The sequence below is a fragment of the Pontibacter sp. BAB1700 genome (genome assembly GCF_000277005.1).
Lineage (GTDB): Bacteria > Bacteroidota > Bacteroidia > Cytophagales > Hymenobacteraceae > Pontibacter > Pontibacter lucknowensis.
This window is the reverse complement of the sequence record NZ_AKIS01000079.1, coordinates 17,654-43,540: the sequence shown is the minus strand read 5'-3', so window position 1 is coordinate 43,540 and position 25,887 is coordinate 17,654. Positions and strand designations below refer to the sequence as shown.

General features: G+C 53.5%; 19 protein-coding genes and 5 pseudogenes. 9 read left to right on the top strand and 15 right to left on the bottom strand.

Annotation, left to right across the window (positions count from 1 at the left end):
• Positions 1-26: 26 nt before the first annotated feature.
• The 3 genes from O71_RS09915 to O71_RS25570 all read right to left on the bottom strand — a co-directional run bounded on the left by O71_RS09915 (position 27) and on the right by O71_RS25570 (position 2,679).
• Positions 27-650 carry a glycoside hydrolase gene (locus O71_RS09915; protein ID WP_007656124.1) on the bottom strand — a complete coding sequence of 208 codons (624 nt, stop codon included), beginning with the start codon at positions 648-650 and terminating at the stop codon, positions 27-29.
• A gap of 186 nt (positions 651-836) precedes the next feature.
• Positions 837-2,411: a malto-oligosyltrehalose trehalohydrolase gene (treZ, locus tag O71_RS09910; RefSeq protein ID WP_237717797.1), complete on the bottom strand. Its 1,575-nt coding sequence runs from the start codon at positions 2,409-2,411 to the stop codon at positions 837-839.
• Positions 2,380-2,679 carry a malto-oligosyltrehalose trehalohydrolase gene (locus O71_RS25570; RefSeq protein ID WP_007656120.1) on the bottom strand — a complete coding sequence of 100 codons (300 nt, stop codon included), beginning with the start codon at positions 2,677-2,679 and terminating at the stop codon, positions 2,380-2,382. The genes treZ and O71_RS25570 overlap by 32 nt, the downstream gene beginning before the upstream one ends.
• Positions 2,680-2,888: 209 nt before the next feature.
• Here O71_RS25570 and O71_RS27230 point away from each other — a divergent pair, with 209 nt between their 5' ends.
• Genes O71_RS27230 through glgB form a run of 4 tightly spaced genes read left to right on the top strand, consistent with a single transcriptional unit; the run spans position 2,889 to position 10,615 of the window.
• On the top strand, positions 2,889-3,215 hold the full coding sequence (locus O71_RS27230) for a maltotransferase domain-containing protein (protein ID WP_007656118.1): 327 nt from the start codon (positions 2,889-2,891) through the stop codon (positions 3,213-3,215).
• Entirely contained in the window at positions 3,148-4,908 is a 1,761-nt protein-coding gene (locus tag O71_RS09905; protein WP_369750905.1) for a maltotransferase domain-containing protein, read from the top strand. Before O71_RS27230 ends, O71_RS09905 begins: the two co-directional genes overlap by 68 nt.
• A 15-nt stretch (positions 4,909-4,923) precedes the next feature.
• The gene (gene treS / locus O71_RS09900; protein WP_007656115.1) at positions 4,924-8,256 is read left to right on the top strand and encodes a maltose alpha-D-glucosyltransferase; all 3,333 of its coding nucleotides are present in this window, start codon (positions 4,924-4,926) and stop codon (positions 8,254-8,256) included.
• Positions 8,249-10,615: a 1,4-alpha-glucan branching protein GlgB gene (gene glgB, locus O71_RS09895; RefSeq protein WP_007656113.1), complete on the top strand. Its 2,367-nt coding sequence runs from the start codon at positions 8,249-8,251 to the stop codon at positions 10,613-10,615. Before treS ends, glgB begins: the two co-directional genes overlap by 8 nt.
• 173 nt (positions 10,616-10,788) lie before the next feature.
• On the opposite strand, the gene O71_RS24595 is transcribed toward glgB, so the two are convergent.
• From O71_RS24595 to O71_RS09885, 3 genes are read right to left on the bottom strand one after another with little or no spacing between them, the layout of a single operon-like run.
• Positions 10,789-10,980, bottom strand: coding sequence for a DUF2179 domain-containing protein (locus O71_RS24595; RefSeq protein ID WP_007656112.1), 192 nt, complete (start codon positions 10,978-10,980; stop codon positions 10,789-10,791).
• A complete protein-coding gene (locus O71_RS09890; protein WP_007656106.1) occupies positions 10,977-11,387 on the bottom strand; it encodes a DUF2179 domain-containing protein in 411 nt (136 codons plus the stop codon). The genes O71_RS24595 and O71_RS09890 overlap by 4 nt, the downstream gene beginning before the upstream one ends.
• 34 nt (positions 11,388-11,421) lie before the next feature.
• Positions 11,422-12,504 carry a mechanosensitive ion channel family protein gene (locus O71_RS09885; RefSeq protein ID WP_007656104.1) on the bottom strand — a complete coding sequence of 361 codons (1,083 nt, stop codon included), beginning with the start codon at positions 12,502-12,504 and terminating at the stop codon, positions 11,422-11,424.
• A 283-nt stretch (positions 12,505-12,787) separates the two neighbouring features.
• Between O71_RS09885 and O71_RS09880 the strand changes: the two genes are divergently transcribed.
• Complete coding sequence (locus O71_RS09880) at positions 12,788-14,995, top strand: bifunctional alpha,alpha-trehalose-phosphate synthase (UDP-forming)/trehalose-phosphatase (protein ID WP_040574098.1); 2,208 nt, start codon at positions 12,788-12,790, stop codon at positions 14,993-14,995.
• Between the two features lie 77 nt (positions 14,996-15,072).
• On the opposite strand, the gene O71_RS09875 is transcribed toward O71_RS09880, so the two are convergent.
• From O71_RS09875 to O71_RS09855, 5 genes and pseudogenes are all read right to left on the bottom strand, one after another.
• The gene (locus O71_RS09875) at positions 15,073-15,279 is read right to left on the bottom strand and encodes a hypothetical protein (RefSeq protein WP_007656100.1); all 207 of its coding nucleotides are present in this window, start codon (positions 15,277-15,279) and stop codon (positions 15,073-15,075) included.
• A 17-nt stretch (positions 15,280-15,296) separates the two neighbouring features.
• Positions 15,297-15,563 (bottom strand): exodeoxyribonuclease VII small subunit, encoded by a 267-nt coding sequence (gene xseB / locus O71_RS09870; RefSeq protein WP_007656098.1) that lies wholly within the window; start codon positions 15,561-15,563, stop codon positions 15,297-15,299.
• Complete coding sequence (locus tag O71_RS26485; RefSeq protein WP_040574095.1) at positions 15,556-16,143, bottom strand: exodeoxyribonuclease VII large subunit; 588 nt, start codon at positions 16,141-16,143, stop codon at positions 15,556-15,558. The genes xseB and O71_RS26485 overlap by 8 nt, the downstream gene beginning before the upstream one ends.
• Positions 16,125-17,116 (bottom strand): annotated as a pseudogene (xseA, locus tag O71_RS26480) (exodeoxyribonuclease VII large subunit). The gene O71_RS26485 and the pseudogene xseA overlap by 19 nt, the downstream one beginning before the upstream one ends.
• A 99-nt stretch (positions 17,117-17,215) precedes the next feature.
• Complete coding sequence (locus O71_RS09855) at positions 17,216-18,697, bottom strand: helix-turn-helix domain-containing protein (protein ID WP_007656086.1); 1,482 nt, start codon at positions 18,695-18,697, stop codon at positions 17,216-17,218.
• A 151-nt stretch (positions 18,698-18,848) separates the two neighbouring features.
• On the opposite strand from O71_RS09855, the pseudogene aceB reads away from it, so the two are divergent.
• The 4 genes and pseudogenes from aceB to aceA form a co-directional block, all read left to right on the top strand.
• Positions 18,849-19,990, top strand: a pseudogene (aceB, locus tag O71_RS25560) (malate synthase A); the annotation flags it as partial.
• On the top strand, positions 19,976-20,350 hold the full coding sequence (locus tag O71_RS25555; protein ID WP_369750906.1) for a hypothetical protein: 375 nt from the start codon (positions 19,976-19,978) through the stop codon (positions 20,348-20,350). The pseudogene aceB and the gene O71_RS25555, both read left to right, overlap by 15 nt.
• On the top strand, positions 20,271-20,438 hold the full coding sequence (locus tag O71_RS26475) for a hypothetical protein (protein WP_255345377.1): 168 nt from the start codon (positions 20,271-20,273) through the stop codon (positions 20,436-20,438). Before O71_RS25555 ends, O71_RS26475 begins: the two co-directional genes overlap by 80 nt.
• Before the next feature lie 210 nt (positions 20,439-20,648).
• Positions 20,649-21,928: pseudogene (gene aceA, locus O71_RS09845) on the top strand (isocitrate lyase).
• 100 nt (positions 21,929-22,028) lie between these two features.
• On the opposite strand, the gene O71_RS09840 reads toward aceA, so the two are convergent.
• The 4 genes and pseudogenes from O71_RS09840 to O71_RS09825 all read right to left on the bottom strand — a co-directional run bounded on the left by O71_RS09840 (position 22,029) and on the right by O71_RS09825 (position 25,861).
• Positions 22,029-23,078 (bottom strand): CNNM domain-containing protein, encoded by a 1,050-nt coding sequence (locus O71_RS09840; protein ID WP_007656074.1) that lies wholly within the window; start codon positions 23,076-23,078, stop codon positions 22,029-22,031.
• Positions 23,079-23,128: 50 nt separating this feature from the next.
• Positions 23,129-23,521, bottom strand: a complete 393-nt coding sequence (locus O71_RS09835) for a hypothetical protein (protein WP_007656072.1) — start codon at positions 23,519-23,521, stop codon at positions 23,129-23,131.
• A 111-nt stretch (positions 23,522-23,632) separates the two neighbouring features.
• A pseudogene (locus tag O71_RS09830) lies at positions 23,633-25,062 on the bottom strand (aldehyde dehydrogenase).
• Between the two features lie 14 nt (positions 25,063-25,076).
• A pseudogene (locus O71_RS09825) lies at positions 25,077-25,861 on the bottom strand (SDR family NAD(P)-dependent oxidoreductase).
• Positions 25,862-25,887: the final 26 nt, after the last annotated feature.

Here is a 25,887-nt window from a genome sequence, read left to right as displayed (position 1 = left end):
ACTTCTCGCCACTCTCCAACAAGCCTTCAAAAAGCGATGGCCTGCGACACGGGCGCGTCATAAAAAAACAACGCAATCGTTCTGCCTGAAGGCAAAGTACAGCGGTAGGGCCGCTTTGGGTCTATCTTGGCGCCCGTGGCATTGTGCCAGTCTTTCTCGTCTATCTTGCGGTAGCGTTTGGCCTGGTAGGGGGAGAGGATCGTGAACTTGATACCATGCTCAGCCAGCACTTCCAGCGTGGTCGTGTTTGCAGCGGTTTCCCCCAGCCACATGCCTTCCGGGTCGCGACCAAATCGCTTCCTGAAATCATAGATTCCCCAGATCACCTGTGTATGCTGGTCCCGCTCGTTGGCCAGCGGCATGATCATGTGGTTGTATACCTGCCCCAGCGCTGCCCCGTGCCCAGAAAAGCGCTTCTGACTTTCCTTGTCGGCCTCGAGTATGGACTGGTAAATATCCGGCGCTTTTTTCTCCATCCACTCCAGAAGGGTCGGACCGAAGTTAAAGCTCATGCGGGCGTAGTTGTTCATGATGTCCACGATCTGCCCCTTACCGTTCTGGATACGCGAAGCCGAGTTGCGGGCATAGCATTCGGCGGTGATGCGCTCGTTCCAGTCGTGAAATGGGTGCGCCGACTCCTGTAACTCCACCTCGTTAAGCCAGGGTTCTCGCGCGGCGGCTGATAGAAGTGTCCGTGAATGCAGATATACTTATTCATAACTTATAGGACAAAGGACTGTTGAATAAAGAAAAATAGACCGGCAGGTATAGAGGGCACTGTGCAGGGACAGATTCGATCTGTTTGAAGGCTATACCTGAAATGAGCCAGTTCCTTTTCATAGAATGATGTTGCTTTGGAATACGGTGACGGAAGCTGCTGGCAGTTCTATTTCCTGTCCTGCGCTGAGTTCACGTAACAAGTCTTTACCTGCTCCCCCATACCTGCCTTCATCAGAGCCCAGCACCAGTTTCCACGAAGCCCCCACTTCTTTTACTATGCTAGTTTTTTGTGGTTGATTACTTATGTTAAATAAAGCATACAGGTATGGACTCTCTCCGGAGTGGATAAGGTGTAGCACCTGGGTATGGCTGTCGGCTGAAACATGCAGTCTGGTTTTGTCAGGGCGGGCAAGGGCAGGGGCAGACTTACGGAGCTGAATAAGCGCCTTGTAGAAGTCTCGCAGCTGCCGGTGCTTTTCGCTGTACTCGTAGCTACGCTGCAGTTTCGATTGATTAAAGGTTTCTTCTGACTGCGGATCCGGTGCTTCGCCTTGCCAGGCAAAAGAAGAGAATTCCTCTTTACGGCCTTTGCGCACGGCCTCTACCAGGTCTTTATCGGAGTGACTCACAAAGTACAGGAAAGGATTTTCCTCACCATATTCTTCACCCATGAATAGCATGGGGGTGAAAGGGGAGAGCAGCACCAAGCCTGCTGCCACCTTAAGCATGTCGTAGGAGATCAGCTTCGTCAGACGCTCACCGAGCATGCGGTTGCCTACCTGGTCGTGGTTCTGAGAGCAGACCACGAACTGAGAGGCGGGGTTTGCTGTGGCGTCGCTGCCAAAAGTCCGCTTGCGGTGTTCAGAGTAGAGTCCGTCATACACGAAACCATGTTGCAAAACTTTCTGCAACTGCTCCAGCTTTCCGAAATCGCTGTAGTAACCAGAGTCTTCTCCCGTGAGCAAAGCATGCACGGCATGGTGAAAATCATCGCTCCACTGCGCCGCTAGTCCAAAGCCGCCTTTTTCTCTCGGGTTGATGAGGCGCACGTCGTTCAGGTCGCTTTCCGCAATCAGGATGAAGTGCCGGTTAAGTTGCTTTTCCAGGTGCTCTACCTGCTCCTGCAAATCCTGCAATAAGTGCTTCGCGCCTGTATCCAGGATGGCGTGCACGGCATCGAGGCGCAGGGCATCGATATGATAATCACGCAGCCACAGCAGGGCGTTCTGCATAAAGAAGTTGCGCACATGGTCGCTGTGCGCATCATCGAAATTGAGCGCCTTGCCCCAGGGCGTGTTATACTTGTCAGTGAAGTATGGGCCGAACTCATTGAGGTAATTACCTTCCGGACCAAGGTGATTGTACACCACATCCAACACCACAGCTATACCTGCAGCATGGCAGGCGTCTACCAGTTTTTTCAGGCCTTCCGGTCCGCCATAGCTCTCCTGCACCGCCGAAGGGTATACACCATCGTAGCCCCAGTTCCGACCTCCCGGAAAAGCCGCCACAGGCATGATTTCAATCGCCGTTATACCTAAGTCCACCAACTCAGGCAGCTTGTCGATCACCCCCTGAAAAGTCCCTTCTTCGGAGAAGGTACCGACGTGCAGTTCGTACACAATGTACTGCTCCAGCGGCAGCGGTTTCCAGTTCTTGTCAGTCCACGCAAAGGAAGTGTGGTCCACCACGGCTGAGGTTCGTGCACGCCGTCAGGCTGAAAATGTGAGGCAGGGTCGGTCGCTCCACCTCTTCGTCAAGCTGGAAGGTATAGCGTGCGCCGGGACCGGTCTCTTCGCTCAGGGCGGTCCAGTAACCGAAGGCTTCGCGCTGCAGTGGTATTATGTTATCGTTATCTTTTAACACCACATCCACCTGCGCGGCGGCCGGGGCCCAAACTGTAAACAAGGTACCCTTGCCTGGGGTATAATGTGCTCCAATCTCTCGTGTTATGCTCATATATTATCCTTTTACGCCTGATTTCTAACTGGCATATACGGCATTAGGTTGTTCTTTTTTGGGCAATTGAATCTTTTATGATTCCAAAGTTGTCCTCTGCACCGCTTAACATAGGCTACAGGTGCTCTGCTGCAGACTCACCCGAAACCTATTGCGCGCGCATGCAGTACCTATTAGCTATTCTACATCAAATCAGGAAAAAAGCATACATGGAAGCATTGGAAGGAACCAAAAGGGTTGTCATCGAGAACGTGAAACCGCAGGTAAACTGTGGGCAGTATCCAATCAAGCGCACTGTGGGAGAAGAGGTCGAAGTGACGGCAGATGTGTTTGGAGACGGCCATGACGAGGTAAAAGCTGTATTGCTCTACCGGCATTCCAAAAAGAAAAAGTGGAACGAGGTGCCGATGCAGTTCCTGGGCAACGACCGCTGGCAAGTGACTTTCACCCCCGACAGCATGGGCACTTTTGAGTATACGCTACAGGCTGGGTGGACCACTTCTATACCTGGCAGAAGGGCTCAAAAAGAAATTTGAAGCGAACCAGGATATCACGGTGGAGTTGCAGATCGGGGCGCAATTGCTCCAGGAATCTGCCGCTACCGCCAAGCCCGGTCAGCAGAAGCGACTCTACAAATGGGCCGAGCAACTCAACAAACCTGGCTCCATAGCCGATGCCGTGACACTAGCCACCGGCGAAGACGTGTCGGACCTGATGCACGCCTGCTGCGATCGCCAGAATGTAACGACTTACCACAAAATACTGACCGTGGAAGTAGAGCGGCAGAAGGCGCTTTTCAGCACCTGGTACGAATTCTTCCCCCGTTCCGCAGCACAAGAGGCAGGCCGCCACGGCACCTTCCAGGACTGCGAGCGCCTGCTGCCCCGCATCGCCGAAATGGGCTTCGACACGATCTATCTTCCGCCGATCCACCCGATCGGCAATGCTTTCCGCAAGGGCAAAAACAACTCAGTGACCTCTGAGCCTGGAGAGCCTGGTTCTCCCTGGGCGATAGGTGCTGAGTCAGGTGGGCACAAGTCCATCCTGCCGGAGCTGGGCAGCCTGGATGAGTTCAGAAGTTTTGTGCAAGCTGCACGGGAGCACGGCATTGAAGTGGCGCTGGACTTTGCTATTCAGTGCTCACCGGATCATCCTTATGTAAAGGAGCATCCGCAATGGTTTAAATGGCGACCGGATGGCACGGTGCAGTACGCCGAGAACCCACCAAAAAAATACCAGGACGTGCTGCCCGTTAATTTCGAAACCGAAGACTGGCAGAACCTGTGGCGCGAACTCAAAAGTATCGTCATCCATTGGATAGAGCAGGGAGTTTACGTTTTCCGCGTAGACAACCCGCACACCAAACCTTTCGCGTTTTGGGAATGGATGATCCGGGAAGTGCGCCAGCAGTACCCGCAGGTGATCTTCCTGGCCGAGGCCTTCACCCGTCCGCGGGTGATGGAGCGTCTCGGTAAGATCGGTTTCACGCAGTCCTATACCTACTTCACTTGGCGCAACACAGCTGCCGAGATAAAAGAGTACATGCGCGAGCTCACCCAAACCGAGATGCGCGACTTCTACCGTCCAAACTTCTGGCCCAACACCCCGGACATCCTGCCACATGAACTGCAGTCGGGCGGTGAGCCTGCGCACATTACCCGTGTGGTGCTGGCGGCTACCCTGTCCTCAAACTATGGAATGTACGGACCAGTTTATGAGTTCGGCATCAACACGCCGGTGCAGGGCAAGGAAGAGTACTGGGACTCCGAGAAGTACGAGATCATGCACTGGGACTGGGGCCGCCTGACCAAGATCAGGGAGGTCATCACCAAAATAAACAAGATACGCCAGGTCAACCCGGCACTGCAAACCACCTGGAACATTGCCTTCGGCGATACCGACAATCCGCAGATCCTTTGCTATGCCAAGTGGGACAGCAGCTACCGCAACAAAATGCTGATGGTCGTGAACCTGGACCCGCACCATACGCAGGCCGGTTGGGTGCAGGTGCCGCTGCACGTACTAAAAATGGACAGCAACCAGCAATACATGGTGCACGACCTGATGACCGAACACAAATATACCTGGAACAGCGAGTGGAATTATGTGGAGCTCCGTCCGCACGAAATGCCTGTGCACGTCTTCCGCATCGAATCCGCTACCCCGGGCATGGGCCACGACAGTCTGGATGATACCTGGCTGCCCGACGACCACAGCAAACACGAATAAAACCGAAAAAACTATATGGCAGAAGACAACACCCTTCTCGACGACAACATTCACTGGTACAAAGACGCCATCATCTACGAGCTGCACATCAAGGCCTTCATGGATGGGAACGGCGACGGCATTGGCGACTTTAAGGGGCTCATGCAGAAGCTCGACTATTTGGAAGAGCTGGGCGTAACCGCTATCTGGCTATTGCCTTTCTACCCATCGCCGCTCAAAGACGACGGCTACGACATTGCCGACTACTTCAGCATCAATCCGAGCTACGGCACCATGCAGGATTTCAAGCTGTTTGTGAAGGAAGCGCACCGTCGGGGGCTCAAGGTCATCACCGAGCTGGTCATCAACCACACTTCCGACCAGCACCCCTGGTTCCAGCGGGCACGCCGCGCCAAGAAGGGCTCCAAACACCGCGACTTCTATGTGTGGACCGATGACCCGACCCAGTACAAGGATGTGCGCATCATCTTCACCGACTACGAACCGAGCAACTGGACCTGGGACCCGGTGGCGGGCCAATACTACTGGCACCGCTTTTTCCATCACCAGCCCGACCTGAACTACGACAATCCGGAGGTGCAGAAAGAGGTGTTCAAGACCCTGGACTACTGGTTCGACATGGGTGTGGATGGCTTCCGTCTGGATGCCGTACCCTACCTGTTTGAGCGCGACGGCACCAACTGCGAAAACCTGCCAGAGACACATGAGTTTCTGAAAAAGCTCCGGGCGCATGTCGACAAAAAATACGAAGGCAAGCTCTTGCTGGCCGAGGCGAACATGTGGCCCGAGGATTCGGCCTCTTACTTCGGCGACGGCGACGAATGCCACATGAACTACCACTTCCCGATCATGCCGCGCCTGTTCATGTCCGTGAAGATGGAAGACCGTTACCCGATCATCGACATTTTTGACCAGACGCCGGCTATACCGGAGACCTGCCAGTGGGCCATGTTCCTGCGCAACCACGACGAACTCACGCTCGAGATGGTGACCGATGAGGAACGGGACTACATGTACAAGGTATACACCCGCGATCCGCTCGCCAAGATCAACCTGGGTATACGCCACCGCCTGGCTCCTCTGCTAGGCAACGACCGCGCCAAGATAGAGCTGATGAATGTGCTGCTCTTCTCCATGAAGGGAACGCCAGTAGTATACTATGGCGACGAGATCGGTATGGGCGATAACTACTACCTGGGTGACCGCGACGGCGTTCGCACCCCGATGCAGTGGAACGATAACCGCAATGCCGGCTTCTCAACGGCTAATCCGCAGAAGCTATACCTGCCTGTGATCATTGACCCGGAGTATAAGTACGAATCCGTGAACGTGGACACGCAGCAGCACAACGCTAACTCACTGCTCTGGTGGATGCGCCGCATCATCAACATGCGCAAGCGTTACAAAGCTTTCGGCCGTGGGGAGATTCGCTTTCTGAATCCGTCCAACGCCAAAGTACTGGCTTTTGTGCGCTCTTACCAGGACGAGAACATCCTGGTGATTGCCAATCTGTCGCGCTTCCCGGAGGCGGTGGAACTGGACCTGCCGGAGTTCAGAGGCTACGTGCCAGTGGAGGTGTTCAGCAAAAACAAATTCCCGCAGATAAAAGAGGATAGCTATGTGCTCACGATGGGCGCGCATGGCTATTACTGGTTCGAGCTGCAGCCACAGGAAGTGAGCGGTCGCGAAGGCCTCGACATGAAGAAGCCTGCCATGCAGCTGCCAACACTCAGCCAGCCTATACCTGCGCGGGCGCTTAAAACACTTGAGAACAAAGTACTGCCGCCTTATGTGATGAACCGCCGCTGGTTCGGTGGCAAGGCCCGCACGATACAGCGCATGCAGGTGGTGAACAACATGCCGATGACGGCAGGTCGCTTTGCAGCGTCACTGCTGTTTATAGAAGTGAGCTACAACGAAGGTTTGCCGGAACTGTACCAGCTACCGATCGCCTTTACAAGCGGTGAGCAGGAAGAAGAACTCATTGCCAGTCAGCCGAACAGTGTGATTGCCCGCGTGACCATGGATGGAAAAGAAGGCATCCTCTACGACGCTGTTTACTCCGAGGACTACCGCCAACTCTTGCTCAACCTGATGGCCAAACGCAAGAGCATCAAAGTGGACAGTGCTGAGTTAGTGGGTACGGGTAGCCGTTCTATCGCCGCCAAGATCAAAGAAATCGGGCATCCGCTTTCTTCCAAGATACTTGGGGCCGAGCAAAGCAATACTTCGGTGCTGTATGACAACCAGTTCTTTCTGAAAGTATACCGCAAACTCGACCGCACCCTGAATCCGGATGTGGAGATCGTGCAGGCGCTCACGGACAAGAATTTCCCGAACGTGCCGATGTACCTGGGCTCAGTGGAGCATGAAGAGGACGGCAAACCGCCGATGGTGCTCGTGATGCTGCAGGAGCTGGTGCCGAACCAGGGCGATGCCTGGGTATACATGGAGGATTCGCTCAAGCGATTCTTTGAGAGACTGCAGACGCACAAGGAGCATATTGAGCAGATTGACACCACGGGCACATTGGCACGTCCGGTGCCGTTCTCGGAAGCGCCGGAGCACATGCAGTTGCAACTTGGCGGTGCCTCAGTAGAGCGCATCGAGTTGCTCGGTCAGCGCACAGCCGAGATGCACCTGGCGTTGGCCGACATGGTTACCTCGAAGGACTTTGCACCTGAGGACTTCTCCCTGCACTATCAGCGATCGCTTTACTCGTCGCTTACCTCACTGGTGCGCAGCAATTTTGACAGCTTGCGCAAGCACCTGCCTAACCTGCCGGACGCTGTGCGGGCTGAAGCCGAAGAAGTGCTGCAAATGCGTCAGGAGGTGCTCGAGCGACTCAAAATGATCTTCCGCCGCAAGATCGACACGATGAAGATCCGCACCCATGGCGACTACCACCTCGGACAGGTGCTGTTCACAGGCCGCGACTTCATCATCATCGACTTCGAAGGGGAGCCAGCCCGTTCGTTCAGCGAACGCAGGCTGAAGCGCTCTCCGCTGCGTGATGTGGCCGGTATGATCCGCTCTTTCCACTATGCCGCTTACAATGCGTTGTTCCAGCAGGACAGCTTCCGCAAAGAAGATGGCGACTACCTCGAGACTTGGGCTGAGCAATGGTACCACTATGCCAGCGGCTTCTTCATGCATACCTACCTGGGTATAACCCAAGGGACAGGCGTGGTGCCGCAAAACGAGGAAGACGTAGAAGTGCTGATGGAGACCTTCCTGTTGGAGAAGGCGATTTATGAATTGGGATATGAACTGAACAACCGTCCGGATTGGGTGCTCATCCCAATCAGGGGCATAAAGTACATCATGAGGAAATATCAGAATGGCTAAGAAAAAGGAACAGGAGAACACACAGCAGAACCCGCTGGCGGGAACAGGTATGGAAACCGGAACCAGCGCAGCCATGAGCGATGGCACGGCCACAAAAAAATCCGGAGGCAGGAAGAAAAGCAAGCAGGAGGAAGGGATAGCCACTGTGGAAGTGCAGTCAGGAGCGGCTGCGGCTCCTGCCAAAAGGGGAAGACCGCGTAAATCGGATACCGCTGAGATGGGAGAGGCGGCGCAGGAGGTAATGGTGAAGCCAAAGCGGGGACGTGCAGCTGCAGCCAAGGCTACCACAACAGAGGCGACGGCTGCAACTACTGAAACAAAACCAAAACGAGGCAGGTCCGCCAAATCGGTGACGCAGCAACAGGAGGCGGAGGCACAGGAGACAGGCTTGTCTACTACGCCTGCACCTGTGATGGAGCAGCCACAGCAGGAACAGACCGGGCCGGTATATTACGACATCAGCCGCCTGTCAGAGTTTGATATCTACCTGTTCCGCGAAGGCCGTCACTTCAACCTATACGAGAAGCTGGGCTCGCACCTGATGGAGCGACAGGGTACCAAGGGCGCTTACTTTGCGGTATGGGCCCCGAATGCTGAGCAGGTTTCGGTGATGGGCGACTTCAACTCATGGAACCGCGAAAGCCACCAGCTACAGGCAAGGGCTGATGGCTCGGGCATATGGGAAGGCTTTGTGCCGGATGTGCAGGCAGGGATGCTGTACAAGTACCATATCCGGTCGCGCTATCACATGTACCATGTTGAGAAGAGCGACCCCTTTGCGCTGCGCCGTGAAAAACCGCCGCAAACGGCTTCGGTCGTGCACGAGTTGCACCACAGCTGGCAGGACGACAGTTGGCTGGAGCAGCGCATGTCGCGCCATGGCCAGCCGCAGCCGTATTCGGTTTACGAACTGCACGTGGGTTCCTGGCGTCGCAAGCCCGAAGACAACAACCGTCCGCTGACCTACCGCGAGCTGGCTGAGGAACTGCCGGCTTATGTCAAGAATCTGGGTTTTACGCATGTAGAGTTCATGCCCGTGATGTACCATCCGTTCAGTGGATCCTGGGGTTACCAGATTACAGGTTACTTTGCAGCGGCCAGTATCTACGGTTCACCGGAAGACCTCATGTGCCTGATCGATGCGCTACACCGCGAAGGCATTGGCGTGATTATGGACTGGGTGCCCTCGCACTTCCCGTCTGACGAGCACGGCCTGGCCTATTTCGACGGTACGCACCTGTTTGAGCACGCCGATCCACGCAAAGGCTATCATCCGGACTGGAACAGCTACATTTTCAACTACGGTCGCAACGAGGTGCGTTCTTTCCTGATCAGCAACGCGCTATTCTGGCTCGACAAGTACCATGTGGATGGTTTACGAGTAGATGCCGTGGCATCGATGCTATACCTGGACTACAGCCGCAAGCATGATGAATGGATCCCGAACGAATTTGGCGGGCGTGAAAACCTGGAAGCGATTTCTTTCCTGAAAGACTTTAACCATGCCGTGCATGAGCAGTTCCCGGATACCTTGACCATTGCCGAAGAATCCACGGCCTGGCCGCAGGTGACAGGCAAAGTAGAGGATGGCGGACTGGGCTTCGATATGAAGTGGATGATGGGTTGGATGCACGACACGCTCACGTATTTTTCCAAGGATCCGATCTACCGCAGACACCACCAGGGGGATATCACCTTCAGTATCATCTACGCTTTCAGCGAACGATTCATGCTGCCACTATCCCACGATGAGGTGGTACACGGCAAAGGCTCCCTGATCCGGAAGATGCCGGGCGATGAATGGCAGGCATTCGCTAACCTGCGGGCGCTCTATACCTACATGTACGCGCATCCGGGTGCCAAACTGCTGTTTATGGGTGGTGAAATCGCCCAGAGCAGTGAGTGGAATCACGACAGCAGTCTGGACTGGCACTTGCTGGAGTATAAATACCATGCAGGTATACAGGAGCTTATCCGCGCCCTGAACCATACCTACCGTGAGCAGCCAGCCCTCTATAGCAAAGCCTTTGATCCGTCAGGTTTTGAGTGGATCGACTTTAACGATGCGCATAACAGTGTGATGAGTTTCCTGCGAAAAGGGGAGCGACCTGAAGACCAGCTGCTGGTGGTTTGTAACTTAACACCGGGTGTGCACGAGCATTACCGTTTAGGGGTACCGACCGGAGGCAACTGGGTGGAGGTGTTCAATAGCGACGACGGCCATTTTGGTGGCAGTAATTTCCACAACCATGGTACACTGCAGGCTATACCTGATTCTTTCCATGGGCATGATTACTCTGTCGTGCTGAAGTTGCCGCCGATGGCCGTGGTGTATTTTAAGTATCAGCCAGGGGCGTAATTTAAAAGTATATTTTGTAGAAGAGAGCATCTGTTCAGATTGGACAGATGCTCTCTTTTTGTAGCTAGTGCTTCCGTTGCAACTGGATGTTGCAGGTATAGCAACTATTGCTGTTCTGGGGCAGGGGAGCCAACCGGGCACTCAAACGCTAACTAATCCTGCAAACTCTGACTCTACTTCCCCTTCCGCAGCGGCAAAAACTTCTTGTAGTTTCTTTTGCGCTCGCCTTCTTCCTCCGGCATACCCGTTTCGGACACCGAGCGCACGTCTTCAATTGAGTAGAAGGCATTCGGGTTATAATCCCGGATAATGTCGATGACCTCCTGAAGCTTCTTGCGCTTGACGATCATGAAGAGCAGATTCACTTTACCGCGGGTGCTTTGGCGTCGAGGGCGGTGAGGCGGTAGCCACGGCCGGCCAGGCGGTCGATCAGCTGATCGCCTGAGTCGACGGTGATGACGCGCACCACCACTTGGCCCAAAGCCAGTTTCTGCTCAATACGGAGACCCAGGAAGTTGCCGGTGGCAAAGCCTGCGGCCCAGGCAAAGTAGGATGCGAAGTTGCTCAGGTTTTGCATCACCTGTGTAATGGCTACCAGCCAGATGAGCACTTCAACGAACCCCAGCAAAGGGGCAATCACTTTGTCGCCTTTCGAGATGAAAACGATGCGCAGGGTGCCCAGCGTCACGTCCATAATACGGGCTAGAAATATAAGTACAGGTATAATGACCCAATTGACAAGATCAGGGTCAATTCCTTTAAAGTAATCCATGTTTTGGTTTATCCTTTGGCAAATGTGTAAGCTGTTACTGTGTTCGGTCAGAAATGGTTTCCTGATCAAGGGAGGCCCGGATTTTAGGCAGTGCTTCCGGGTGGTGCTCCTGTATAAAGGTAATAAGTTTTTCGCGGATATGGCACCTTAAATCCCAGGCCGCCCCCGAACTTGGGGCGCTCACCATCACCCGCAGCTCCAGGGTACGTTCTTTGGCATCGGTTACCTGCAGGTTCTGCACCTGGCGGTCCCACAGCGGCGTATTTTCGAGAATGTGAGCCAGCTCGGCCCGTATCTTCTCGATCGGAGCCCGGTAGTCCAGGTATAGGTGTACCGTGGCCAGGATGTCGGAGCTGCTGCGGGTCCAGTTCTGGAAGGGCTTCTCGATAAAGTAGTTAAGCGGCAGCACCATGCGGCGGTTGTCCCAGATGCGCAGGACCACATAGGTCAGCGTGATTTCCTCCACCCGGCCAAACTCACCCTCCAGCACTAGCACATCGTCAATGCGGATAGGCTGCGAAAAGGCGATCTGCAAACCGGCAAGCAGGTTAGACAAGGAGCGCTGGGCCGCAAAACCCACGATGATGCCTGCTATACCTGCCGAAGTCAGCATACCGGTGCCCAGCTTGCGAACCGGCTCAAAGGAGAGCAGCATGAGCGAAATCGTAATGAAGCTGATCAGCACCATGGACAGCTTTTTGATAAACTGCAGCTGTGTGATCAGGCGCCGCTCCCGTATGTTGTCTTCTTTGGTGATATTGTACCTGAGCCGCACCATATCCTGCACTACAAACACCAAATGCAGCAGAATCCAGCCAAAACCGGCAATGTTCAGCAGTTCGATCAGGCGTCTGAAAAAATAGTACTGATCAGGCGTGAAAGGTGTGGAGCTGAGCACAAAAGCGGCAAAGAGCAGCGGTATAAAAAAGGTGAGAGGCCGGTCAAGATGGCGCGTAACCGAGGCCATTAGCTGTGGGCTGGTCTTGCGGTTGTAGAGGTTCAGCAGCCAGAAGAGCAGCACTTTCACCAGCAGTCCTACCAATATGGCAACACCCATGATCAGCAGTCCGAGTGCAAGATGATCCAGTTCAGCCAGAAATTGAGATAATCGTTGCATAAGCTATAAACAGTCAGGTTTAACGTCCTGTGAACGCCTCTCACATACGCTTATTCAGCAAGATGGGTATTTCCTGCCAGGTAAATGCTTCTGTGTCAGGAGGGGATTTTATTTAATAGAAAAATGACTATATAGTTAAAACGTGCATGCAACTATATCCGTATGATATAAAGACTGCCTGTACCACAAATAGGCAGAGAATTTTTTTGAATCCGGACACTGAATGCTGTTGGACCACACCCTAGGCCAGCAGCTGCAGAAGCCTGACATAAGGTATAATCACATGGCAAAATTGATTATTGTATCAAACCGACTCCCTGTAAAGCTACAGGAAAGCGAAGGTCGGCTTGATTTTAAACCGAGTGAGGGAGGCCTCGCAACGGGGTTAGGCTCTATCTACAAAAAGAAGAACAACCTTTGGATTGGCTGGCCTGGCATGGTAGTCGAAGATGAATCGCAACAGCAGCAAATTATCGACAACCTGAACGGGCAGAACATGCACCCGGTCTTTCTTTCAGACAAAGAGATAAAAGAGTTTTACGAGGGCTTCAGCAACGAAACGCTGTGGCCTACTTTCCACTACTTCAGTCAGTACGCCATCTACGAGCAGCAGCTTTGGGAAACCTATGTAGAGGTAAACCAGAAGTACTGCGACGAGCTGGTGAAAGTGGCCGAGCCAGACGACACCATCTGGGTACATGACTATCAGTTGCTGTTGCTGCCTTCTATGCTGCGCGAGAAACTACCGGGTAGCACCATTGGCTTCTTTCAGCACATTCCTTTTCCATCGTATGAGGTATTCCGCCTCCTGCCCTGGCGCAAAGAACTGCTGGAAGGCATGCTGGGCTCCGACCTGATCGGCTTCCATACCTACGACGACATGCGCCACTTCCTGAGCTCCGTCAACCGACTGGTAGGCCACGGCAGTACGCATGGCTGGATCAACACCGGCAATCGATCCCTGCTTGTCGACTCTTTCCCAATGGGGATAGACTATGAAAAGTATGAGCAGACGGCTGAAAGTGATGAGGTTAAAAAGCGGGAAAAGATTTACCGTAATAACCTGCACTCTAAAAAGATAATACTTTCCATCGACCGCCTGGACTACTCCAAAGGTATACCGCAGCGCCTACTAGCATTTGAGCTGTTTTTGGAGCGCTACCCGGAATTTCACGAGAAGGTGACGCTGGTGATGCTGGTGGTGCCATCACGCGATGCCGTGGAGAAGTATAAAGAGCTGAAAGAGGAGGTGGATGAACTGGTAGGCCGTATAAATGGCAATTACAGCCACATGAACTGGAACCCGATCCAGTATTTCTACCGCTCTTACCCACTGGAGACGCTTTCTGCCTTCTATCGCATGGCCGATGTGGCGCTGGTAACACCCATGCGCGACGGTATGAACCTGGTGTGCAAGGAGTATGTGGCCAGTAAGCTCGACCAGAAAGGAGTGCTGATCCTGAGTGAAATGGCGGGTGCTTCGAAGGAGCTTTCAGAGGCCTTACTCATTAACCCGAACGATATCAACCAGATGGTAGAGACGCTGCATACGGCCCTGACCATGCCGGAAGATGTGCAGCAGCAGCACATGCGACACATGCAGGAGTCGCTGCGCAGGTATAATATCCACCATTGGGTGAGCATGTTCATGGACCGCCTGTCTTATGTGAAGATCAAGCAGCTGTCCATGGCTACGACCTACCTCGACGAGGCGACTTACCAGGAGCTCAGCAATTCCTACGAAGAGGCAAGCTCCCGCCTGTTCTTCCTGGAGTACGACGGGGCCCTGGTAGACTACCATAACCGTCCGCTCATGGCCGCCCCTGACGAAGACCTGCTGGAGCTGTTGCAGGTGCTGAGCAGCAACTCTAAAAACAGGGTAGTGGTAATCAGCAGTCGCGAGAAAGACAACATGCAGCGCTGGTTGGGTCATCTCAACATCGACCTGATAGCCGAGCATGGCGTCTGGATAAAACAGCGCGGCACCGGCTGGCAAACCATGACCAGCCTGATCGATGACTGGAAGAGTGATATCCGCCTGATCCTGGACCTGTACGTGGACCGCACGCCTGGCTCGTTTATCGAAGAGAAGGAATACTCGCTGGTATGGCACTACCGCCGCGTAGAGACTGGTCTGGGAGAGTTGCGTGCCCGTGAACTCGTGAGTCACCTCAACTTCCTGGCCACCAACAGCAACCTGCAGGTGCTCGACGGACAAATGGCCGTGGAAATCAAGGCGCAGGAGGTCAGCAAAGGCAAAGCGACCAGTTACTGGCTCAATATGTACCCCCACGACTTCGTGCTGGCCATTGGCGACGACTGGGGTGATGAGGATATCTTTAAGGCTATGCCGCGAGAGGCCTATACCGTCAAGATCGGGAATACGCACTCCGTTGCAAAGTATCACCTCGACAGCTGCGAAGAAGCCCGCAAACTCCTGTCACGGCTGATCGGGCTGAAGCAGAAAAAGCTTCCGAAAGAATTGTTGTAAATTGGTTATAGTGAAACAAGTAAGCCCCGGCTGTTTTAGAACAGTCCGGGGCTTTTTGTATCTGATAGAGGTATAGGCTACTTCTGCGACTGGTTATCCGTTTTTCGACTATACCTGCGATAGCTGATAACCAGTGAAATCAGTACCAGTATATTGGCCACCAATCGCATATATACATGCTGGTTGGGTACAGAGCTCAGCGAATCCGTAAAGTCAATGTTCGTCACATTGTAAACGATCAAGCCTATCAGCAGGATGATCAGCACGAGGGCAAATTTCTTCATGGGCTGGTTGGCTATACCTACTGAAACAAAGTACCACTGCCTGCACTTCCTTTCTCAGACTTCGAAGCCGGCTCTTCGCAGTTCTCCTCATTGAACACCTGGTTAATTGCGTTTTCGGCATTGCGCAGCTTGTCTTTGCAGAATTTGATCAGTAGGGAAGAGCGCTGCACCTTTTGGGTAAGTTCGTCCACATCCACAGAGTCGCTTTCAATGGCCCGCAGAATCTCCTCCAGTTCCTGGGTGGCCTCGCGGTAAGTCATTTTGTTTATGTCCTTGTTATTCATTTTCGTCTTTGTTTACAACCAAACTATGCACCTTGCCGTCCTGCAGGCGGGTCTCGATCACATCTCCCTCTTTCACCTGCCCCATGTACTTAATGATCTTGCCGTTGATCAGCGTCAGGGTATAGCCACGCAACAGCAGTTTTTCCGGATCATTGGCCTGAATGCGCATCTCCAGCATATCTAGCCGGTGGCTGTCGGAGCTGAGTTTTTTCTGGGCGCTGTACTGCAGGCGGTCGCTGCATTTTACAAAGCTGAGCTGACTCCGCTTATGCTTGTCCTTGGCCTCCGTTTCGATGCAGTGCACGAGCTTGTTCAGGTCCTGTTCCTTCATATGCAGCCAGCGCTGACCTATGCCTTCCACACAAACCGTGAGGTCGCTTAGTTCCTTTCCGCGCAGGTGCAGCAGGTCTTTCGTATAAGCCTGCAGCAACCTCTCCGAGTTCAGCAGCTGGTGCTTTTGGTTTTCAAGGAAGCTCTTTGGCTTGAGCAGCAGACTCTTAGAGAAATGCTCCAGCTGCTCCCGGTTTTCCTGCAGAAAGCCATTGGTAAGGTTCGATATCTTTAGGCTCTGCCGTTCCAATTTGTCAGCAGTGAGGCGTATTTGCTGGCTGGCGAACATATAAATGCTGTCAAACAGCCCTCCATTTCCGATTCGAAAGAATGTGCTTTGTCTATCAGGTAATTGGCCACAGCCGTCGGTGTTTTCTGGCGGGTATGGGCTACTAAGTCTGCAATGCTCTCGTCGCGCTCGTGGCCTATACCTGTTATCACGGGCAGGGGGGAATTGCCAATGGCAGCGGCTACCTTATAATCATCAAAACAGCCCAGGTCAGTCTGCGAGCCGCCCCACGAATGATCACGATAGCATCGAACAAGTGGCTATATCTGGCGATCAGGTCCATGGCCTTGGTGATGGAGGCCGGAGCCTCGTTGCCTTGGACTGTCGCCGGAAAAAGCCGCGTGTCGAAGGTATAGCCGTAGCTGTTGTTTTCGAGTTGATGGATAAAATCCTGATAGCCGGCCGCAGTCGCCGACGACACAATGGCCAGTCGCTGTGGCACCAATGGCATTTCCAGCTCCTTGTTAGCCGTGAGTAGTCCCTCAGCCTCCAGTCGCTTCAGGGTTTCCTGCCGCTGCCTGGCTAAGTCGCCGATGGTATAGTTGGCGTCGATGTTGATGATGTCGAGGCTCAGCCCGTAGAGCTCGTGAAAGCGTACCTGTGCCTGAAAAAGAATTTTAAGTCCGGCTTTAAGCGGCTGCCCCGTTTTCTCCTCAAAATACCGCCCCAGCATCTGAAAACGGCTGCTCCAGATCGTAGCCCTGGCCTGCGCTTGTATGGCGCCACGCGGGTTATCGCCTTTATCGACGAGGTTGAGGTAGCAGTGCCCCTTGCGCCGGTCCGGCGTTACCTGCGAGATCTCCGCCACTACCCAGTAACTGTCCGGAAATGCCAGCTCCAGTTCCTCCCGTATCTGCTGGTGCAGTTCAAAGAGCGAAAGCGGAGCGTTGAACTCCTGTGTAACCGAAGTCTGGCTGAAATAAAACTGGGCCATGGGTAGGGTGTAGGATCTAAACCCGAAGATAGGAGTTTTACCTGAAAGCCGGTAGGTCTGCTTGTGATTTCTTCAGAAGGATAAAGCCAGAATGTCTGCTTACCCTTTCAACTTGTCCAGCGTCTCCATCACCTTCTCCTGCCACAGCTGCTTCTCAAGTATCACAGGTGGCGCGGCGCGTTCCAGGCAGTCGGTCGCAGGACAACGTTCACAGGTTTCGTTTACGTAGCGGTGCAGAATGGCCGGGTCGTCCAGGAAGCGGACTTTGCGGCGCAGGTTTTCGTTGAGCAGCAGTCCAATGCTGATCGTGCCGGTCAGGCTTTCAGTTGGTTGAGCAAGTGCCAGTACCAGGTATTCGTTTGTAGAATTGATGTAAGAGGAGCGCTGTATACCTACCAGTGGCTGATCAAGCTGGCCGGTTAACTTCTGCTGTTCCATTTCCTCAAACAAGGTGAGTGAGATCCAGCGGCGGCAGTAATGCTCGTTCAGAAAAGAGGCATGTGGATTGTGCAGCCCGGAAAGATGCAGCTCTTTTGTGAGCGAGTAACGATCAGAGGCCGCATGGTGATGGAAGCGCAGGAAAAAGAGCTGCTTGATGTTGAAAAAGCGGGGCAGGAGCGAGGTCAGGCGGTGCAGCAGCGTTTCGGGGGAGGTACTGTAGTTCTCCATCAGCTGAAGCATTAACTGAGGCTGCCAAACCGGCTCTGCGAAAAAGTTCTCCATATCCTGTACCAAACGGTCGCGGTTGAGCAGGAGGGCAACTGCAAAGTAGGAAGCTTTGAAGTTGTTCAGAACTTCCTCAAAAGAACCTACCCGCACCCAGGTGGCGGTGTACGGACGTGGTTGCAACTGCAATACTTGGAAGCCAATCTCACGGGCTATCGCAAAAGCACGTTGCTGTTCTGTCAGATTTGGGTTAAGGGACAACCGAGGTATAGCACCCGGTACAAAGACTGATCGTAGCGGGGCAAGCTCCGGATGGTCTTGCACTGTCTCTGTTTCAATTTTTATGTTAAATACAGATTCCAGTATACCTGCCAGTTGCTCGAAAGACGGGGTTTGCTCTGGGCTTATACCCTGCTCCTCCATAAAGCGCTCTGCTTCCAGTTCTAGGTCTTCAAAGTAATTATCATGTAACTCCTGGTAGGAGCGGAGGGCAGAGAAGTAGAATTGCTCTACCCGCAGGTCAAAGGCGCGCGAAATCTCCAGCAATGTGTTGACGAAGGCACTAAGCTTGGTAGGTGCAGTCGCAAACAGGTCCAGCAGTCGACTGATGTCCAGACCGAAGTGCTCAAGTGGCAGCTCCGACAGGATATTGGATTGCAGCAGTTCACCCACGGGTTGAAGGCGCTTGCTCAACTGCAGTGACACCAGATAGTCGTAGGTTACCCCTAGTTCATCGGCTATTACGGCGATCTTGCTTGGCTTGGGGTGCTTTTTACCTTTCTCTATTTCATTGAGGTACGACACCGATATACCTGTAGTCGTGGCCAGATCGGTCAGCGAGATGCTTTTTTCTGCTCTTAACTGCTTGATCTTCAGTCCGAGTATAAGCCGGATAACATCCTCCTGTAGCCTCATGCAAAATTTTTTTGTGGTCTGTATGCTAATAAACGCCCTTTTGCGATTATTTCCTAAAAACGAATAAAATTTATTTAGCGAAAATTCGCCAAAATTAAAATGTTCGCGTATAGATGATAAAATCACAATCCATCACCTCAAGTTTATAATTATGTTAGTAGAGAGCACAGCCCAAGTAAAAGGATTGCCTGTTAAAGGGATAGAACAAGTTTTGACTCCTGAAGCCGTGGACTTTCTGATCATGTTGCACGAGCGCTTTGAAATCAGAAGAGCCGAGCTCCTGAAAGCGAGAGCGGAGCGGCAAGAGCGCATCGATGCCGGTGAGCGTCCTGATTTTCTGCAGGAAACCAAGGCGGTTCGGGAAGGGGACTGGAAAATAGGGGCTATACCTGCCGACCTGCAGATGCGCCGCGTGGAAATTACTGGACCGGTGGACCGCAAAATGGTGATCAATGCGCTGAACTCCGGGGCCGATGTGTTCATGGCTGACTTTGAGGACGCGAACTCGCCTACTTGGGAAAATGTGGTGCAGGGACAGCTCAATCTCTATGATGCGGTACGTCGCACTATCACTTACCAAAACGGTAAGGTATACCAACTGAAAGATTCAGTGGCTTTGCTGAAGGTGCGCCCAAGAGGCTGGCATCTGACTGAAAAGCACTTGGTAATCGGCGACAAACCGATCTCAGCCGCCCTGTTTGACTTCGGACTTTTCTTCTTCCATAATGCCAAAGAGCTGATTACCCGCGGTACCGGCCCATACTTCTACCTTCCTAAGCTAGAGAGTCACTTAGAGGCCCGCCTGTGGAATGATGTTTTCGTAGCGGCGCAGGAGGCTTTGGATATACCTGTCGGTACCATCAAAGCGACTGTGCTGATCGAGACCATACTGGCCGCTTTTGAGATGGACGAGATCCTGTACGAACTGCGTGAGCATATCGTCGGCCTCAACGCCGGTCGCTGGGACTATATCTTTAGCGCCATCAAGAAATTCCGCAACCAGCCCGATGTGATTTTTCCGGATCGTACGGCCATCACCATGCAGGTGCCCTTTATGAAAGCTATACCGATCTGCTTGTGCAGACCTGTCACAAGCGGGGGGCGCATGCCATGGGCGGTATGGCGGCTTTCATCCCGAATCGACACGACCCGACTGTGAACAAAATGGCCTTCGAGAAAGTGAAAGCCGATAAGGATTTCGAAGCCCGGAACGGTTTTGACGGTACGTGGGTAGCCCATCCGGATTTGATTCCGGTGGCGCGGGAGGCTTTCGACAAGGTGATCGGAGAGAAGCCGCACCAGAAAGAAGTGCTGCGCGAAGAGGTGAAAGTAAAAGCCGATGACCTGCTCAACTTCAGGATAGAAGGGAGCAAGATTACAGAGGCGGGCCTGCGACTGAACATCAATGTGGGCATCCTATACCTGGGCAACTGGCTCTGCGGCACCGGCGCAGCTGCCATCCACAACCTGATGGAAGACGCCGCTACTGCCGAAATCTCACGCGCACAGGTATGGCAGTGGCTGCACCACGAGGCACCTATACCGCCGAGGCGAGCCCATCACCGAAGAGCGTGTGTTGCAACTGATCAAAGAAGAGACCGAGCACATCAAAGAGGAAGTTGGCTTGGCCATGTTCAAAAACTGCCACTTTGAGCGTGCCTCGCAGCTCTTCTCCGAGCTCGTGCTCTCCACCTGCTTCGTCGACTTCCTCACTCTCCCGGCCTATAAATACTTTGATTGAAGTTTAGGAGTTGGGGAGTTTGAGAGTTGAGGAGTGAGTGATGTGAGAGTTTAGGAAATAAGAAGCAATGATGCCCAGAAGCTAATTTCTCTTCCTACCTAAACTAGCACCTAGCTCAAAACTTTAAACCCGAAACCTGAAACGCCCCAATTCCTAATCTGTTTAATTCCCACTTCTCAAACTCTTAAATTCTTAAACTCCCAAACTCCCATGAACAAGACAGAAAGAATTCAGGCTATCCAGCAAGACTGGCTCGTGAACCCACGTTGGCAGGTATAAAAAGACCGTACACCGCCGATGAAGTTGTGAAACTGCAGGGCTCCGTCAAGATCGAGTATACCCTGGCCCGCAACGGGGCTGAGAAACTGTGGCACAAGCTACACACCGAGGCCTATGTGGCCGGACTAGGTGCCATGACAGGCAATCAAGCGGTGCAGGAGGTGCAGGCTGGTCTCAACGCCATTTACCTGAGCGGCTGGCAGGTCGCCGCCGACGCCAACCTGGCTGGGCACATGTACCCTGACCAGAGTTTATACCCTGCGGACAGTGTGCCGAACGTGATCAAGAAGATCAACAACGCCCTGCTGCGCGCCGACCAGATCCAAAGTGTGACCGGTGATGGAGAGATTGACTGGATGGTGCCGATCGTGGCCGATGCCGAGGCCGGTTTTGGTGGTAACCTGAATGCCTTTGAGCTGATGAAAATGATGATCGAGGCCGGAGCTGCCGGGGTGCATTTCGAGGACCAGCTGTCCAGCGCCAAGAAGTGCGGTCACTTGGGCGGCAAGGTGCTGGTGCCGACACAGGAGGCTATCAACAAACTGGTGGCGGCAAGACTGGCTGCCGATGTGATGGGTGTGCCTACCCTGCTGGTGGCCCGAACCGACGCCGACGCCGCTAACCTGATCACCAGTGATATCGATCCACGAGACCATGAATTCATCATACCTGGCGAACGCACCAGCGAGGGCTTCTACCGCGTGAACTGTGGTATCGAACAAGGTATAGCCCGCGGCCTGGCCTATGCGCCTTACGCCGACCTGATCTGGATGGAAACCTCTACGCCAGACCTGGCTCAGGCTCGTAAGTTTGCAGAGGCCATACACACGGAATATCCGGGCAAGCTGCTGGCCTACAACTGTTCTCCGTCCTTTAACTGGGCTGCCAAACTGAGCGTGGAGGAGATGGAAACATTCCGGGAAGAATTGGCAAAGATGGGCTATAAGTTCCAGTTCATCACGCTGGCCGGCTTCCATGCACTCAACACCAGCATGTTCGAACTGGCCAAAGCCTACAAGGCACGCGGCATGGCCGGTTACTCCGAGCTGCAGGAGCGTGAATTCGGGTTGGTAAAAGAGGGCTTCAAAGCCGTGAAGCACCAGTCCTTTGTCGGTACCGCTTACTTTGATGCCATCCAGAATACCGTGACGTCAGGTACTGCCTCAACAGCGGCCTTGGTGGGTTCTACTGAAGAAGAACAGTTTCACTAAGACGTATAGATTGATTGGGTAAAACAGAAACTCCCCGCTATCAACCAGACAGCGGGGTGTTTTCCTTTTAGTATGATTCGGTATGCCCAAGACGTGATGCTTACTCTGTCTTAAACCCGATGCCTTTGGCTCTTTTCTCCCAGTTCTCGCGGGCCCATTTCTGCATGTCTTCCACGTTGTCCATCTCGTCCATGATCTCCATGCCCAACAATGTTTCAATGATGTCTTCCATGGTCACAATGCCGGCTGTACCGCCATACTCGTCGACTACCAGTGCAATGTGGTTTTGCTCTTTGAGCAATCTGCTGAACAGTTCAGGTATAGGCATATACTCGGTCACAACCTCTATGTCGCGGCGTATCGTTTTTAGAGGCAGGTGGCCCTGGTTGTCAATTAGTTTTGAGAGCACCTCGTCCTTAAGCACATAGCCGTTGATGTCGTCGAGGCTGTTCTGGTAGACCGGAATACGGGAGAAGCGCAGCGTCTTGGCTTGCTTGAAAAAGTCAACGATGGGCATCTCTTCCTGCGCACCGTAAATCACAGTACGGGGTGTCATGACGTGGCGCACCAGAACCTGGTTAAAGCGCAGGATGTTGCGCAGGATCTGGGATTCACCTCTTTTGAAAATACCTTCTTTGATACCGATCTCAGCCATAGCCGTAAAATCTGCGCGGCTAAGGACGCTCTTGTCTTTGTCGCGCTTCAGTCGCTTGGTGATAAACTGCGACAGCACGATAAGCGGGTAGAGCGGCGAGTAAATCATGATGCGCAAACTCGTAACCGTAAAGGGCGTTAGTTGTCTCCAGTAGTTCGCCCCGAGTGTTTTGGGTATGATCTCCGATAAGATCAGGATGATGATGGTCAGGATAGCTGAGATCAGAGACAGGTATTCCTCCCCCCAGATTAGTTGGGCCTGTGCACCTACACCGGCTGCTCCTATAGTGTGCGCAAAAGTGTTGACGGTGAGGATGGCTGCCAGCGGGCGGTCAATATTGTCTTTGAACTCTTGCAGGTGTTTGCCGAGCGCCGGATTTTCCTGTGCTGTAATGCTCACATGCGATGGAGTGATGCTGAGCAAAGCCGCTTCGAGCAGCGAGCATAAGAAAGAGAACAACAGCGCGATGGCCAGGTATAAGAAAAGTAAGCCCATGCGAGTGGATTATGGTGAAAAAACTTTGGTTGATTTGCAAAGGTAGTAAGTTAGTGCACCACGCGCAGTACCGGCTCCTCAAGCGGTGTGCGGGTTTCAGGGTCTACTGTGAAATACCCTACCATACTCGGCCCATAGCCCAGGTTCAGCTCTACAAACTTATTCTGGTCCGGCAGCATCGCGATCACCTCTTGTTGCAGGTCCTTGTACTTTTCAAGCAATTCTTTCAGTTTCTGCTCTTTGTCGTTCAGGGAGTTCTGCGGTTGCTGATCTGTCAGCTGTTGTTCAATGTTCTGCTCCGGGTCGAAGTCGTGCTTCATGCTCTGTAGCGAAAGCACTTCCACTTCCAGCAACCGGATATCACGTTCCACATGCAGGTACTCTTTCACTTTCTCCTCCAGCGGAACAAGTGATTCGTCCAGGTATTCTATCAGGTTTTCCATAGTCATGTCAGGTATATATGGGTGTATAGCTCCTATACGGCAATGCCTCATTTATTTGCATACGGGAAGCAACAGGGTGCGGCTACATAGCTGCTATACCTATACCTTGACCTATAACCATTTGAATAGCTTCCTGACAAAAGCAAGCCGGTTGCCGTAGGGTGGATAGCGTAGCGGAAGGTCAATCCAGGTACCGCGGTGCACGACACTCTTCTGGTTGGAGAATAGCTCAAAGCTGGCCTGCCCATGGTAACTGCCAACACCGCTTTCCCCTACACCGCCAAAAGGAAGGTTAGGGTTAATGAGGTGTGAAATAGTATCGTTGATACAGCCGCCTCCAAAGTGAAGCTCTTCCAGCACGCGTTGCTGCTGCACTTCATTGGATGAAAAGAAGTACAATGCAAGGGGCTTCTCTTTCGAATTGACCTGCCGGATCGCTTCATCCAGATGGGTATAGGTAAGCACAGGCAGGATAGGCCCGAATATTTCGTCCTGCATGACAGGATGTTGCCAGTTTACCTGATCCAGCACAGTCGGTGCGATGAAACGGCTGTCAGCATCGTGCTGTCCGCCGATGCGCACGACGCCGTCCTGCAGATAGCCGCTCAGGCGGCGGTAGTGCCGGTCGTTGATAATGCGTGCAAAGTCCGGGCTGTGACGTGGCGAGTCACCATAAAACTCCTGGATGGCGATGCGCAGCCGCTCTATCAGCTCGTCTTTCACCTGCTCATGTACCAGCAGGTAGTCGGGGGCCACGCAGGTCTGGCCAGCGTTCATAAACTTACCCCATGCGATGCGGCGTGCAGCCAGGCCCAGGTCAGCGTCTTCGGCCACGATCACAGGCTCTTGCCACCAAGCTCCAGCGTAACCGGAGTCAGGTGTTCGGCAGCAGCTTTCATGACCACACGGCCCACCTGTGTGCTGCCCGTAAAAAATATGTAGTCGAACCGCTGGGCCAATAGAAGCTGGGTAGTAGGCACGCCTCCCTGGACTACAGTGACCAGCCTCGGATCAAACGTTTTCGAAATCAGCCGGGCAATCACAGCTGAGGTGGCAGGGGTGAGTTCGGAAGGCTTGATGATAGCGCAATTGCCTGCCGCCAGCGCACCGATCAGCGGGTTGAGCACTAACTGCAAAGGGTAGTTCCAGGGGCCGATGATCAGGGCAACCCCGTAAGGCTGGGAGTAGACATAGCTGCGGGCCGGGAAATTAAGCAGGGTTTCGCCTACTGACTGCGGCTTCGCCCAGCGTACTATTTTTTTGAGCACCAGCTGGAGCTCTTTCTCCACAAAGCCTATTTCGGTCGTGTAGGTTTCAAAGGCAGGTTTCCGGAAGTCGTCATACATGGCATCGATCAGCTCCTGCTCGTGGCTGCGCACTGCCTCCAGGAGGCGCCGGAGTTGCTCTTTCCGAAAGCTGACGTCCAGGGTATGGCCTCCGGCAAAATAGGCCTTTTGTTGTTTGATGAGGTCCAGTACGGCCTGTGGGTCTGCTTCCGTGACGGTGCCGGCCCTGTTTACATAGGTGTTTGTTGAGTTCATAGCGGGTGAAAAGGTTAGGATTTGGTCGCATAGGCCGGTTTTTGGTCGGCAGCCGGTCGGCCGGTAAAGCTATTCATAGAGGTATAGACCCCAAACCAGCGGCCTGCCACCGTGTCGAACAACCGGGTGGGAAGAATGCCGCGAAGCAGGGGGAGCAGGTGCACGATAGAGGGTTTGCGAAGCAGGATTTTGTTGCGCTCCACGGCCTGCAGTATAGCCTCCGTGATCTCCTCCGGCTGCAGGATCGGGGTGAGCAGCGGTGCTTTCACGCCGGCAAACATGCCGGTGTCGATGTAGCTGGGCGTGACGGTGGTCACCTTCAGGTCCGGTCCGGTTTGCTCCAGTTCCAGCCGCAGACTTTCAGACCAGCCGAGCACTGCCCATTTGCTCCCCGCATACACACTCATGCGCGGGTTGGGGAGCAGACTCGCTGCCGAGGCTATGTTCACAATATGGCCCTTCTCTCGCGCCACCATCGCTGGCAAAAACGCCTGTGCCACGAGCATGGCGCCCAGCACATTGACATGAATGGTCCGCTCGATTTCGGCCATCGTGTGCTCCACAAATGGCTTACCTACCACAATGCCCGCATTATTCACAAGTATATCCGGCGCTCCAAAGCGGCTCTGTACATCTTCGGCTGCCTGCCGTACCTGCGCCGCATCTCCACGTTCACTTGCCAGGTATGTACTTCATAACCAGCATTGCTGAGCTCCTGGTGAGTCTGCTGCAAAGCGGTAGGGTTGATGTCCCACACCAGCACCCGACTGGCACCGCGCTGCAGGCATTTCCTGCCCATCAGCTTGCCTATGCCGGAAGCACCCC

Excerpts from the sequence above, each read along its gene's own strand:
- O71_RS25570 (WP_007656120.1), bottom strand. The coding sequence starts at position 2,679 with ATGAGCATAACACGAGAGATTGGAGCACATTATACCCCAGGCAAGGGT.
- O71_RS27230 (WP_007656118.1), top strand. The coding sequence starts at position 2,889 with ATGGAAGCATTGGAAGGAACCAAAAGGGTTGTCATCGAGAACGTGAAA.
- treS (WP_007656115.1), top strand. The coding sequence starts at position 4,924 with ATGGCAGAAGACAACACCCTTCTCGACGACAACATTCACTGGTACAAA.
- glgB (WP_007656113.1), top strand. The coding sequence starts at position 8,249 with ATGGCTAAGAAAAAGGAACAGGAGAACACACAGCAGAACCCGCTGGCG.
- O71_RS09890 (WP_007656106.1), bottom strand. The coding sequence starts at position 11,387 with ATGGATTACTTTAAAGGAATTGACCCTGATCTTGTCAATTGGGTCATT.
- O71_RS09885 (WP_007656104.1), bottom strand. The coding sequence starts at position 12,504 with ATGCAACGATTATCTCAATTTCTGGCTGAACTGGATCATCTTGCACTC.
- O71_RS09880 (WP_040574098.1), top strand. The coding sequence starts at position 12,788 with ATGGCAAAATTGATTATTGTATCAAACCGACTCCCTGTAAAGCTACAG.
- O71_RS09875 (WP_007656100.1), bottom strand. The coding sequence starts at position 15,279 with ATGAAGAAATTTGCCCTCGTGCTGATCATCCTGCTGATAGGCTTGATC.
- xseB (WP_007656098.1), bottom strand. The coding sequence starts at position 15,563 with ATGAATAACAAGGACATAAACAAAATGACTTACCGCGAGGCCACCCAG.
- O71_RS09855 (WP_007656086.1), bottom strand. The coding sequence starts at position 18,697 with ATGAGGCTACAGGAGGATGTTATCCGGCTTATACTCGGACTGAAGATC.
- O71_RS09840 (WP_007656074.1), bottom strand. The coding sequence starts at position 23,078 with ATGGGCTTACTTTTCTTATACCTGGCCATCGCGCTGTTGTTCTCTTTC.
- O71_RS09835 (WP_007656072.1), bottom strand. The coding sequence starts at position 23,521 with ATGGAAAACCTGATAGAATACCTGGACGAATCACTTGTTCCGCTGGAG.